This is a genomic window from Actinoplanes sp. ATCC 53533, from assembly GCF_003947245.1.
The window spans coordinates 1-12701 of record NZ_QHHV01000324.1 but is presented as its reverse complement, the minus strand read 5'-3'; the positions used below and the strand labels follow the sequence as shown (position 1 = coordinate 12701).

Annotated in this window: 11 protein-coding genes and 1 pseudogene; 7 read left to right on the top strand and 5 right to left on the bottom strand. The window is 72.3% G+C overall.

Going from position 1 to position 12701, the window contains the following annotated elements:
* Positions 1-1147, bottom strand: a 1147-nt coding sequence (locus DMB66_RS55650; protein ID WP_255441567.1) for a glycogen-debranching protein, incomplete at its 3' end; no start/stop codon positions are given.
* 468 nt (positions 1148-1615) lie between these two features.
* On the opposite strand from DMB66_RS55650, the gene DMB66_RS55645 reads away from it, so the two are divergent.
* Positions 1616-2590 (top strand): ATP-binding cassette domain-containing protein, encoded by a 975-nt coding sequence (locus DMB66_RS55645; protein ID WP_125812106.1) that lies wholly within the window; start codon positions 1616-1618, stop codon positions 2588-2590.
* A complete protein-coding gene (locus DMB66_RS55640) occupies positions 2587-3438 on the top strand; it encodes an ABC transporter permease (RefSeq protein ID WP_125812105.1) in 852 nt (283 codons plus the stop codon). The genes DMB66_RS55645 and DMB66_RS55640 overlap by 4 nt, the downstream gene beginning before the upstream one ends.
* A 1157-nt stretch (positions 3439-4595) precedes the next feature.
* Here DMB66_RS55640 and DMB66_RS55630 read toward each other — a convergent pair.
* From DMB66_RS55630 to DMB66_RS55615, 4 genes are read right to left on the bottom strand one after another with little or no spacing between them, the layout of a single operon-like run.
* Positions 4596-5267 carry an HAD family phosphatase gene (locus DMB66_RS55630; protein ID WP_233625543.1) on the bottom strand — a complete coding sequence of 224 codons (672 nt, stop codon included), beginning with the start codon at positions 5265-5267 and terminating at the stop codon, positions 4596-4598.
* Positions 5264-6235 (bottom strand): ketopantoate reductase family protein, encoded by a 972-nt coding sequence (locus DMB66_RS55625; protein WP_125812104.1) that lies wholly within the window; start codon positions 6233-6235, stop codon positions 5264-5266. The genes DMB66_RS55630 and DMB66_RS55625 overlap by 4 nt, the downstream gene beginning before the upstream one ends.
* Before the next feature lie 4 nt (positions 6236-6239).
* The gene (locus tag DMB66_RS55620) at positions 6240-6506 is read right to left on the bottom strand and encodes a UBP-type zinc finger domain-containing protein (RefSeq protein ID WP_125812103.1); all 267 of its coding nucleotides are present in this window, start codon (positions 6504-6506) and stop codon (positions 6240-6242) included.
* A complete protein-coding gene (locus DMB66_RS55615) occupies positions 6503-8077 on the bottom strand; it encodes a Na+/H+ antiporter (RefSeq protein ID WP_125812102.1) in 1575 nt (524 codons plus the stop codon). The genes DMB66_RS55620 and DMB66_RS55615 overlap by 4 nt, the downstream gene beginning before the upstream one ends.
* 132 nt (positions 8078-8209) lie before the next feature.
* Here DMB66_RS55615 and DMB66_RS55610 point away from each other — a divergent pair, with 132 nt between their 5' ends.
* The 5 genes and pseudogenes from DMB66_RS55610 to DMB66_RS55590 form a co-directional block, all read left to right on the top strand.
* Positions 8210-9199, top strand: coding sequence for a 3-oxoacyl-ACP synthase III family protein (locus DMB66_RS55610; RefSeq protein WP_233625542.1), 990 nt, complete (start codon positions 8210-8212; stop codon positions 9197-9199).
* Positions 9196-9936: a glycosyltransferase gene (locus DMB66_RS55605; RefSeq protein ID WP_199753215.1), complete on the top strand. Its 741-nt coding sequence runs from the start codon at positions 9196-9198 to the stop codon at positions 9934-9936. The genes DMB66_RS55610 and DMB66_RS55605 overlap by 4 nt, the downstream gene beginning before the upstream one ends.
* Positions 9936-11387, top strand: a complete 1452-nt coding sequence (locus DMB66_RS55600; RefSeq protein WP_125812100.1) for a class I adenylate-forming enzyme family protein — start codon at positions 9936-9938, stop codon at positions 11385-11387. Before DMB66_RS55605 ends, DMB66_RS55600 begins: the two co-directional genes overlap by 1 nt.
* Positions 11384-12112 (top strand): glycosyltransferase, encoded by a 729-nt coding sequence (locus DMB66_RS55595; protein WP_125812099.1) that lies wholly within the window; start codon positions 11384-11386, stop codon positions 12110-12112. The genes DMB66_RS55600 and DMB66_RS55595 overlap by 4 nt, the downstream gene beginning before the upstream one ends.
* A gap of 73 nt (positions 12113-12185) precedes the next feature.
* Positions 12186-12701 (top strand): annotated as a pseudogene (locus DMB66_RS55590) (cytochrome P450); the annotation flags it as partial.

The following is a 12701-nucleotide window of genomic DNA, read 5'->3' as shown; positions in this document are numbered from 1 at the left end:
CGTCCCACGGCTCCGCGATGAGCTTGACCTGCCCGACCACCGGGTCCTGCTGGACCACCTCGAAGAAGGTGGAGAGCCGGTCGACGTCGTAGAACTCCCGGGCCAGGGTGGAGGCGAGGTCGAACCGGAAGCCGTCGACGTGCATCTCGGTCACCCAGTACCGCAGCGAATCCATGATCAGCTGGAGACTCTGCGGGCTGCGCACGTTGAGGCTGTTACCCGTGCCGGTGTAGTCCATGTAGAAATTGGGCTGATCGTCGACCAGGCGGTAGTAGGTCCGGTTGTCGATGCCCTTGAGGCTCATGGTCGGGCCGAGGTGGTTGCCCTCCGCCGTGTGGTTGTAGACGACGTCGAGGATGACCTCCATGCCGGCCGCGTGCAGCGCCTTGACCATCCCCCGGAATTCCTGGGTCTGCTGGCCGAGCGAGCCCATCGCCGAATAACCGTGGTACGGCGCGAAGAAGCCCAGCGTGTTGTAGCCCCAGTAGTTGCGCAGTCCGAGATCGGCGAGCCGATTGTCGTGCACGAACTGGTGCACCGGCATCAGCTCGACAGCGGTCACCCCGAGCTTCTTGAAATGCTCGATGATCGCCGGGTGCCCGATGGCCGCGTACGTGCCGCGCAGGTCCTTGGGCACCTCCGGGTGCCGCTCGGTCAGGCCCTTGACGTGCGTCTCGTAGATCACCGAGTGGTGGTACGGGATGTCCGGGCGCCGGTCGTTGCCCCAGTCGAAGTACGGGTTGACCACGACGCCCTTGGCCATGTGCGGCGCCGAGTCGAGATCCGACATCTCGTCCGGATTGTCGAAGTCGTAGGCGTAGAGGGAGGGATGCCACGCGATGTCCGCGTCCACGGCCCGCGCGTACGGGTCGAGCAGCAGCTTGTGCGGATTGCAGCGCAGCCCCCGGGACGGGTCGTACGGCCCGTACACCCGGTAGCCGTAGCGCTGCCCGGGCTCGACCCCCGGCAGATAGGCGTGCCAGACGAACGCGTCCTGTTCGTGCAGCTGGACCTTCCGCTCGTTGCCCGACGGATCGAACAGGCAGAGCTCCACCGCCTCGGCGACCTCCGAGAAGATCGCGAAGTTGGTGCCCGTGCCGTCGTACGTCGCGCCCAGTGGATACCGGTGACCCGGCCACACCTGCATGTGCTGCTCCCACCCTCGACCGTCCGTGCCCTGCGGTCGCGAGGGCCTCGCCGCGGGCGGGTTCAGTCTTCCCCCGTCCGCTCGACGCTCAATCCTGCGCGGCCGTGCCAGCGGTCATTCTCACCGATGGGGCTGACACCTTTCCGGCGACTGTCCGGTTCCCCTCAGACACTTCCCTCTTCCGCCGAGCGCATTCCCCGGTTCCGACGAGCGCATTCCCCGGAAAGAGAGGTTTGGCGCGATCAGCGATGTGGCGCGGCTCACGGCCGCCGATCGGGCTCCACGAGCCGGTCGGGGTCCGCCGGTCGGCCGGTCGGGTCCGTCGGTCGGGTCCGTCGGTCGGGGTCCACCGATCGGGGTCCACCGGTCAGTCGGCCCACGGGGGCCGGTCGGGGTCCGACGCCGGTCGGGAGAAAATGTCACACCGGTCCGGCAGGATGCGTCCATGGGCAGTCAAAGGTCCACACCATGAGCGCACCGGCCATCGAGACCTCGGGTCTCGTCAAGATCTTCGGTGCCAACCGCGCGGTCGACGGAGTCGACCTGACGGTGCCGGCCGGCACCGTCTACGGCCTGCTCGGCCCCAACGGAGCGGGCAAGACCACGGTGGTGCGCATGCTCGCCACGTTGCTGCGCCCCGACGGCGGCAGCGCGCGGGTGTTCGGCAGCGACATCGTCTCGGAGTCCGACGCCGTCCGCGCCCGGGTCAGCCTCACCGGCCAGTTCGCCTCGGTCGACGAGGATCTGACCGGCGCGGAAAATCTGGTCCTGCTGGCCCGCCTGCTCGGTCACTCGCGCCCCCGCTCCCGAGAGCGCGCCACCCGGCTGTTGGAGGCATTCGGCCTGACCGAGGCGGCCGACCGGCAGGTGAAGAAGTATTCGGGCGGCATGCGCCGGCGCCTCGACATCGGCGCGAGCATCCTCAGCACCCCCGACCTGCTGTTCCTCGACGAGCCGACGACCGGCCTCGACCCGCGCAGCCGCAACCAGGTCTGGGACATCATCCGGGTGGTGGTCGCCAACGGCACCACGGTCCTGCTGACCACGCAATATCTGGACGAGGCCGACCGGCTGGCGGGCCGGATCGCGGTGATCGACCACGGCCGGGTCATCGCCGAGGGCACCCCCGGCGAGCTGAAGTCGTCGGTGGGCGCGGGGACGATCCACGTCCGGATCCGCGACGCCGGCCAGCGGGCCGCCGCCGAGCGCATCCTCGCCGCCACCCTGGAGACCGCGGTCGAGCTGGACGCCGACCCGGTGGCCCTGACCGCCCGGGCGGCGGGCTCCGAGCAGGGTGCCGCCGAGCGGGCGGCCCGGGCGCTCGCCGCGCTGGCCACGGCCGGGATCGTGGTGGACGACTTCTCCCTCGGCCAGCCCAGCCTGGACGAGGTGTTCATGGCCCTCACCGACCGCTCACCCGAGCCGCAGGAGGTCACCGCATGAGTGCCACGACCAGCGATCTTGAGGCACCCGTCGCCTACGCCCCGTCGGCCGAGACGCTCGCCGCGGTGCTGACCCGAGACGAAAGGCCGCGGCGGCCGAGCGCCCTGTCGGCCTCGCTCACCTTCGGCTGGCGCGCGATCCTGAAGATCAAGCACGTCCCCGAGCAACTCTTCGACGTCACCGCGTTCCCGATCATCATGACGCTGATGTTCACCTACCTGTTCGGCGGCGCCCTGGCCGGCTCCACCGGCGAATATCTGCAGTTCTTCCTGCCCGGCATCATGGTCACCAGCGTCGTCATGATCACCATGTACACCGGCGTCGGCCTGAACACAGACATCGAGAAAGGCGTCTTCGACCGCTTCCGCACCCTGCCGGTCTGGCGGCCGGCGGCGCTGGTCGGCATGATCTTCGGCGACGTGCTCCGCTACATCCTGGCCGCCGCCGTGATCATGTGCGTCGGCCTGGCACTCGGCTTCCGCCCGGCGGGCGGCGTGACCGGCGTGGTCGCGGCAATCGGCCTGCTGGTCGTCTTCTCGTTCGCCTTCTCCTGGGTCTGGACGATGTTCGGCCTGCTCCTGCGCTCCGAGAAATCGGTGATGGGCGTCAGCATGCTGGTCCTGATGCCGCTGACCTTCCTCAGCAACGTCTTCGTCGACCCGCGCACGATGCCAGGCTGGCTACAAGCCTTCGTCGAGGTAAACCCGATCAGCCACCTGGTGACCGGCGTCCGCTCAATGATGGCCGGCGCCTGGGACCCCGCCGAGATCACCTGGACCCTCATCGCCAGCGCCGCCTTCGTGCTGATCTTCGGCACCCTGACCATGCGCCTCTACAACCGCCGCTGACCACCAACAACCGGCCGAGCCGGGCAGACAAACCGAGCCGGGCGGGCAAACCGAGCCGGGCGGGCAGGCGGGCCAAGCAGGCCCGGAGGGCGAGCAGGCCAGGCAAGGCGGGCGGGCCAAGCAGGCCGGGCAGGCCAAGCAGGCCAAGCAGGCCGGGCGAGCCAAGCAGGCCGGGCGAGCCAAGCAGGCCGGGCGAGCCAAGCAGGCCGGGCGAGCCAAGCAGGCCGGGCTCTCCCGGCTGGCTATATAGGTTTTTGATACTGATTGATTGTGATTTTGTAGGGTCCGATTCGTCGGCATCTAGCTCGGACGGCGCCGACAAGCATCCGCACGAGGGCATCGCGTTGAAATCCTGACAACAGTGACCCCTGGCCGCCCTCGGAGACTTCGACAAGGTCCCTTCGGTGCTCCGCTGTCAAGCGCCCGGGTCGTGGGCGTTATGCCGGGTATTTCGGGCAGATGCTCCGGCTGAGCAAGCCGGCCGCCCGACGTGGACCGATGATGTGTGTCGTGGTGGTGCGGAGCCGGCCGAGCCGCCACAAGATCCTCAGCCGGTCACCACCTCTGAATCAACGTTGATGCGCGCGGGCGCGGAGCAGACCGCGCCGCCACAAGATCCGGTCCGGGTCGAGCCGGCCAGCAGAGCGCACTCGGATAAGCCATGTCCGGTCGGGCCGCGCTCACCCATAGCTGGGCCGATAGTGTGCGGTGGCAGTTCGGGATTGACGCGTGCCCCGACCACCGCCAGATCCTCGCGGTCTCGCCGACCCTGAATCGACGTTGATGAGTGCGGGCGCGAGCGAACCACACCACCACAAGATCCCCGCCGGGCCGCCGACCCTCGATCAACCTTGATGCGTGTAGGCACGGAGGGCGTAACCACACCACCACAAGACCGCCAGCAGTTGGCTGGGGGAAAATGAGGACTAACTGGGATCGAGCCGGCTTGTCTGCGGCCGGCATCACGGCAGGATCGGGGTCGAGTCGGGCCAGGTCGGGTCGGGGCCTCGCCGTCAGCAGCGGAACCGTCAGCGGCTGAACCGTCAGCAGCGGAACCGTCGGCGGCTGAACCGTCAGCAACGGAACCGTCAGCGGCTGAACCGTCAGCAGCGGAAATGGCGGTTGCGGAAATGGCGGTTGCGAAGGGCCGGGGGCCGTCAGCGGGTGGCGGTGACCAGCCGGCCCAGGACCGGGAGCACGCTCCGGAGGTCGTCGCCGTCCACCGTGGCCGTCGCCGCAGTGCGCGCGTCCGCCGAGGCGTTGAACGCCACGCTCACCCCGACAGCGGCGAAGAGCGGCAGGTCTGACCGGCTGTCGCCGACCGCCCCGCATGCGCCTGGGCTGAGTCCCAGTTCGTGCGCCTGCCCCAGTGCGACGTCACGCTTGTCGTATTCGTCGAAGTGGCGGGCGACCCTGCCGGTGAAGACGCCCCCGGCGGTCTCCAGTTCCGGGCCGCTGAATGCGTGGAAGCCGAAGCGGCCGGCCAGGAAACGACCGACCGGTGTCCAGGCCAGGGTCGCGAGCACGGGCACCAGGCTACGTCGCCGGCACCACGCCACCGTCTCCGTGATCCCCGGGACCAGTTGCAGGCCGGTGAGCCAGTTTTCGACCTGCTGCTCGGGCACGCCGGCCCAGGCGGCGGCGTCCAGCTCCGAGACCTGCCGGTTGTCCATCGCTCCGGCTGCGTACGCGGCCTCCGCGGCGGCGAGTTCGTCGCGATGCCCGAGGTAGCCCGCCAGGAAGACCGACGAGCTCGTCCCGGGCACGAGGGTGCCGTCGACGTCGAAGAAGACGGCACCGATCGGGCCGGAGTCGGGTGGGACGCTCAAGCGGTCCGGCTGCCGGCGTAGACCGACAGGTTCGTGTACGCCGCCGCGTAGAGCGGCGCGTCCACGCCCAGCCGTTCCGCGTACGCGACCAGGTCGCCCACGATCGCGTCCGCCTCCACCGGCAGGCCCGCCCGCATGTCCCGGTACATCGACGAGGTGGTCGGCACCGTCCGCGCGTTGGTGATGCTGTCGCGCAGGAAGGTCAGCGCCTGGTCGCGGGGCGGGTGGCCCGCTGCCGTCACGATGGCGACCGCCTCGGCCATCACGCGTTCGGTGAAGGCGGGCCCGCCCGGCGCCGCCAGCACATCGCCGACCGGGCTGCGCATCAACGTCGTCACCACGCCGAGGCTGGCCAGGAAGAGCCATTTCTCCCACATCCGCTGGGTGATCGTGGTCATGGCCTCGGAGTCGAACCCCGCCGCCGACAGGGCCCCGGTGACCGCCGCCAGGTGCGGGTCCGGCCCGCCGTCGAGCGGGCCGTATTCGAGCCGGTGCAGGCCGGTGAGCTGCACGATGTCGCCCTCGTCGGTGAGCGTCGCGGCGATCATGCAGACGCCACCGTAGACGTGGTTCGGCCCGAACTCGGCGACCAGCGCGTCGATGTGCCGCATGCCGTTGAGCAACGGCACGATCACCGTGCCCGGCCCCACCGCCGGCCGCAGGTCGGCGATCGCCGGCGCCAGACCGTGACTCTTCACGGCCAACACGATCAGGTCATACGGACCGTCGATCGCGCCGGCGGTCACCACTTTGACCGGGATCACGCTCTCCCCGACCGAAGATCCGACCGAGGACCCAGCCGACGAACCAACCGAAGAACCGACCGGCGAATGGATCCGCAGACCGCGCTCGGTCAGCGCGGCCGCCCGGGCCGGGCGGACCAGGAACGTGACGTCCCGGCCCGCCTCGGCCAGCCGGCCGCCGAAGTATCCGCCGGTCGCGCCCGCGCCGACGATCAGTATCCGCATCGGCTCAGGCCCCTAGCAGGTCGTCGACGAAGCACCATTTCCAGTTCTCGCCCGGCTCGTACGAGCGCATCACCGGGTGCCCCTCGGTGTCGTAGTGCCTGGACATGTGCCGGCGCGGCGACGAGTCGCAGCAGGCCACGTAGCCGCATTCCAGGCAGAGGCGCAGGTGCACCCAGTCCTGGTGGCCGTCGGCCACGCATTCGGGGCAGCCGCCCTCGTACGGCGCCTTCGGTGTCGGTTCCCCGGCTTCCTTGAGGTGCTGGCAGGTCAATCGTCACTCCGGTTCAGCTGGGATTCTTCCAGGTCGAGCTCGCGCTGGGCGCGGTTGAGCACCTCTTCGGAGATGCGCCCCTCGTTGCGGGCGATCTTGAAGACGTGCCGCTCGGCGGTAATCATCTCCCGCCGCAGCCGAACGTACGCCGCCGACGGGGTCTCCTGCTGCTGGCTGCCCAGTCGTTCCCAGGCGTTGTTGACCCGGCTGTCGGTCAGCGCCCGCAGCCGGTCCACCACGGATTGGGGCGCGCCGTCGGCCGTCGCCTCCAGCTTTTCCAGCGCCGCCCGGCTCGCCGCGTGCTGCACCCCGGCCTCGGCCAGGGCGTCCTCGGCCGTGGTGTCCTCCTTGACGCCGAGGCGCCGGGCCAGCATCGGCAGGGTGGTGCCCTGGATCAGCAGGGTCAGCACGATGACCGCGAAGGCGACGAAGACGAACAGCTCGCGCGGGTAGTCGGCGTTGGCCACGTCCTTGTTCAGCGGCAGGGTCAGCGCCGCGGCCAGGGTGACCACGCCGCGCATGCCGGCCCAGGCGATGACCGTCGGCACGCTCGCCGGCGGGCGTGCCTCGCGGGCCCGGACCCGCGGGATCAGCCGGGCCAGGTAGGTGGCCGGATACATCCAGACGAACCGGACCAGCACCAGGGTCACGAACACCGCCGCGGTGACCGAGACCGTGGTCGCCAGGTCCCGCTCGATCCGGCCGATCAGGTCGCGGATCTGCAGGCCGACCATGAGGAAGACGACGCCTTCGAGCAGGAAGGTGACCAGCCGCCAGACCGCGTCCATCTGCAGCCGGGAGGTCGCCGACAACAGGTACGGGATCCGGTGGCCCAGGTAGAGCCCCGCCACGACGACGGCCACGACGCTGGAGGTGTGCAGCCGCTCGGCGACGATCACGACGACGAACGGGGTCAGCAGCGACACCGCGTCGTCGAGCAGCGCGTCCTCGATCCGCTTGTGCAGCCACGCCAGGCCGATCGCGGCCGCGAAGCCGAGCAGCACCCCGCCGCCGGCCTTCAGCGCCACCTCGCCGGCGATCTCCCAGAAGCCGACGGCCGAGCCGAGCAGCGCGGCGACCGAGATCCGCACCAGCACCAGCGCCGAGGCGTCGTTGAGCAGGCTCTCGCCCTCCAGGATGGTGACCACCCGGCGGGGCAGGCCGATGCGGCGGGCAATCGCGGTGGCCGAGACCGCGTCGGGCGGGGCGACGACCGCACCGAGCGCGACGCACGCGGCCAGCGGCACCTCCGGCAGCAGCGCGTGCACGACAAAGCCGACGACAAAAGCGGTCAGGACGACCAGGCCGACCGCGAGCAGCAGGATCGGGCGCAGCGCGCGGCGGAACGCGACGACGTTGGTCTGCAGCGCGGCGACGTAGAGCAGCGGCGGCAGGATGCCGATCAGCACCAGCTCCGGCTCGACCTCCACGTGCGGCACGCCGGGCATGTATGACAGGCCGAGACCCGCCACCAGCAGGACCAGGGGGGCGACGAAGCCGAGCCGCCGGGCCAGCGCCGCGCCGAGCACGGCGATCGCCACGAGCACGACCGTGTCGACGATGGGTTCCATGCCCGAAAGCTTAGGGGGCCGGAAAGAGATCACGGCCTGAGCGTCCGGCCCGCAAAGAATGAGCCGTTCTACTCAGGCCGCGCACCCCGGCAGTGCTGAAGGCTGGCGCCCATGACTACGACCGTTCCCCGCGTGGGTATCACCGCCGTGGCCAGTTGCCTGCCCGAGCGGCAGGTGAGCACCGCCGAACTGCAGTCCAGCGTTGCCGTGGCGAGCGGCCTGCCGCTGCCGGCCGGGATGTTCGCGCAGGCCACCGGCATCGCCACCCGCCGCGTCGCGGCCGACGGCGAATACGCCTCCGACCTGGCGATCGGTGCCGGCCGGCAGGTTCTCGAACAGGCCGGCCTGGACGCGCTCGACGTGGACCTGCTGCTGTTCGCCTCGGCGACCCGGGACATGGCCGAGCCCGCGACCGCGCACGTCGTCCAGGCCGCGCTGGGCGGCCGGGCGCACGCGCTCGACGTGACGAACGCCTGCAACAGCTTCCTCAACGGCATCGACCTGGCCCGCGCGATGATCCTGGCCGGGCGGGCCCGCCGGGCGCTGGTGGTGACCGGCGAGACGCCGACCCGCTCGATGCGGCCCCGGCTGGACGGCATGCGCCAGGCCCGCCAGTCGTTCGCCGGCTACACCTTCGGCGACGCCGGGGCCGCCGTGCTGGTCGAGCCGGTGGCCACCGGCGGGATCCTGGACGTGGACGCCGAGACGCACTCGCAGCACTGGCCGGTCGGCGGCATCTTCGGCGGCGGGTCGCGGCATCCGCGCGGCGACGAACACACCTATTTCACCGGCGACGGGCACAAGCTGCGCGGCGTCTTCGAGAAGATCGGGCTCGGCCTGGTCGAACGCGTGCACCACCGCACCGGCCTGGGCTGGGACGACTACGCCCGGGTGCTGGTGCACCAGGTGACGATGCCCTATCTGCAGCGCTTCGTCGAGGTGGCCGGCGTGCCGGTGGACAAGCTGGAGCTGACCGTTGGTGAGCTGGGCAACATGGCCAGCGCCACGCTGGGCGTCCAGCTCGCTCGGATCCGTCCGGGCCTGAGCGTCGGCGACAAGGTGCTGTTCGTCGGGCTCGGCGGCGGCGTCAGCCTGATGACCATGGTCTGGGAGGTTTCATGACCGAGTACACCGAGATGTGGGTGATTGTCCCGGCATACAACGAGGCGGCCAAGATCCAACAGACGTTGGCAGCATTGACGGCGCAGACCGACACCGGTTTCGAGCTGCTGGTGGTCGACAACGGCTCGACGGACGACACCGCGGCCATCGCCCGCGCGTTCACCGCGCCGTTCCCGGTGCACGTGCTGGTCGAGCCGGAGAAGGGCGTCGGCTGCGCGGTCGACACCGGCTTCCGGCACGCCATCGCGGCCGGGGCCACCATGCTGGCCCGCACGGATGCCGACTGCCTGCCCCGGCCCGGCTGGCTGGCCGCGGCCCGCGCCGGGCTGGCCGGCGGCGCGGGGCTGATGTGCGGGCGGATCACCGCCCGCCGCGACGAGCACGGCCCGGCCGGGCGGGCGGTCTTCCGGCTGCTGGTGGCGGCCGCGGCGACCTTCGGGCGGCTGCGGCCGGCGCACCGCGCGGACGGCTACCGGGCGCCGTACCGGATGCATGCGGGCAACAACATGGCCATCACCGCCGAGCTGTACCAGGCCTGCGGCGGGATGCCCCGGCGGCCGTCACCGACCGACCGGACCTTCCTCAACCGGGTCCGGCGCAGCACCACCGCGATCCGGCACAGCCGCGCGATGGTGGTGGAGAATTCGACCCGCCGGCTGGCGGCGTACGGGATCGTCGGCACCGCCAAGTGGTATCTCGACCGTGGCAGCGGCCCGCTCACGGCGGATCCCCGCTGATGCTCGGCGAGCTCATCGCGGGCCTGCGCGACGACGACGACCGCCCGGCGGTGCTCGGCGCCCGGCGTGGCGGGCAGACCGTGGTCCGGGCCACCCGCGGTGAGCTGTCCCGGCTGACCGGCGGATACGCGGCCGCCCTGCACGCGCGTGGCCTGGTCGCCGGCGACACCGTCGGCATCGCGGTGCGCCCGGGGCCACGGTCGCTGGCGGTGCTGCTGGCGGCGTACCACCTGGGTCTGCGGATCGCGGTGCTGGACCCGACCGCCGGGCCGGACGTGCTGCTGTCCCGGCTGCGGCTGGCCGGGCCGCGGCTGGTGCTGGCCGACGCGGCCGCGCAGGCGGTCGCCGGCTGGGCCGCTCCCCTGGCCCGCCGCGCCCAGCTCGCCCTGCCCGACCTCGCGGCGCTGGCGCCCACGGTGACCGTCGGGCGCCGGCTGCCCGGCACCGCGCCCGGGCTGGCCCCGGCGAGCGGCCCCGCACCGGCGGGCTTCGACGGCGACGGCGACGCGGTGGTGGTCTTCACCTCCGGTACGACCAGCCGGCCGCGCGCGGTCGTGCACACCCGGGCGAGCGTCTCCGCGGGTATGCGCGCCGTGCGTGACCTCGTGCGTCCCGTGCCCGACCGGGCCGTGCTCGGCGGCACCTTCTTCGTGCTGGTCCCGTCGCTGGCCGGTGGCGCGCCGGTGGCGTTGCCCGCGCGCCGGCCGCGGACCCTGGCCCGGCAGACGGCGCGGCTGGCGCCACAGGCCACCTATCTGACGCCCCCGCAGCTGCGCGCGGCGCTGGCGGCCGGGACCCGCTTCACCGGCCGGGTCTACAGCGGATCGGCCCCGGTCAGCGCCGGCCTGCTGGCCGCGGTCCGGCGCGCGGGCGCGGAGCAGGCCTGGGGCGTTTATGCCCTCACCGAGGTCTTCCCGGCCGCCGCGGTCGAAAGCGCCGCCAAGGCCGCCTTCACCGGGCCGGGCGACCTGGTGGGTGAGCTGCTGCCGGGGCTTCGCGCCCGGGTCGACGGCGACGGCCAGCTGTTGCTCGCCGGGGCCGGCGCGGCGGACCGCTACCTCGGCGAGCCGCCGCGGCCGTGGGTGGCGACCGGGGACATCGGCCGGCTCGATCGGGGCACGGTCGTGCTCGGCGGCCGGTGCAAGGACATGATCCTGCGCGGCGCCGAGAACATCTACCCCGGCCTGTACGAGCCCGCGCTGCACGTCCCCGGCGTCGAGCTCGCGGTGATCGTGGGGGTGCCGGCCGGCGACGGCGACGAGCGGGTCGTGGCGGTGGTCCAGCCCGCCGCCGGCGCCGCGCCGGAGGCCGTCCGGGCCGCGCTGCGCGAGCCGCTGGCCCGGATGGGCTCGGCCCGCCCGGACGCGGTGCTCCTGGCCGAGGTGCCGCTGGCCGGCCGGTCCCGAAAGCCCGACCGGGCGGCCGCGGCCCGGCTGGCGGCACGCTCGTGAGAGACCTCGCGGTGATCGTGCCGGCCTACGACGAGGCCGTGCTGCTGCCGGGGCTGCTCGCGGCGCTGGCGGCGCAGTCCGATCGGGACTTCACCCTGGTCGTCGTGGACAACGGCTCCACCGACGGCACGGCCGGGCTGGCCGGCGCGTTCCCGGGCGACGTGGTGGTGCTGCGGGAGCCCGAGCCGGGCGCGGGCACGGCCGCCGACACGGGCTTCCGGCATGCCATCGCCGGCGGCGCGACCCGGCTGCTGCGGACCGACGCCGACTGCCTGCCCGCCCGCGACTGGGTCGCCACCGGCCGGGGGCTGCTCGACGAGGCCGACCTGGTGTGCGGGCGCAGCGTGCCGCGCCGCGACGAGCGGCCGAGCCTGGCCGAGCGGCGCGTCTACCCCGCCGTCGTCCGGCTCGCCGCGCGGTACGGCGGGTGGCGGCACCGCTCCCCGGCGTACCGGTGCCCGTTCGTGCTGGTGCACGGGCACAACGTAGCGATCACGGCGGAGCTCTACGAACGCTGCGGCGGCACCCCGCGGGAGGCGCTCGGCGACGGCGCCGAGGACGTGACCATGCTGAACCGGGCGCGCCGGCACAGCGACCGCGTCGTGCGCGCCGAGCACCTCGTGGTCGAGTCGAGCCTGCGCCGGCTGCGGGCCTGGGGCGCCCGCCGGACGCTGCTGTGGCACTGGGACCGGCGATACCGGCCCGCGGAAGTACACGTCCGATGAGCGAGCTTGCGAGCGGATCATCGACTCCGCGTGCGACGAATGTCAGCGCCGGAGCGCCGGCGGAGGCGATGGCATGAGTGCCAGGTCCCGGGACCGGCGGGTCTATCTCGGCAGCCATCCGATCCTGTTCGCGCTGCTCGCGGCGGGCCGGCGCCGGCCGGTGCTGCGGCTCGGCCGCACCCTGCTGGTCAACGACGCCGGCGCGTACGCGGCCGCGCTCACCCGGATCCCGCTGGACCGCACCGCCGAGGGCACCACCGGCGGGGCCGCGGCCCGGCTCACCGGCGGTGACCTGCTCTTCGACCAGCACGGTGCCGAGCATCGGCGGGCCCGGCGGAGCACCGCGGAGGCGCTGGGGGCGGCGGGGGTGGCCCGGTTGCGCCCGGCCTGGACCGAGGTGCTCGACCGAGGGCTCAAGCCGCTGGCCGACGGCGAGACCGTCGACCTCGTACCGGTGGTGACCGAGCTGGCCGGCACGACCGCGGCCGCGCTGCTCGGGCTGGCGACGGACGGCAGGGCCGCGATGGCGCTGGCCGCCGCGGCGCGCGAGGCCGCTGCGGCGGCGGCCCGCGCTCACCTGCCCGGTCCG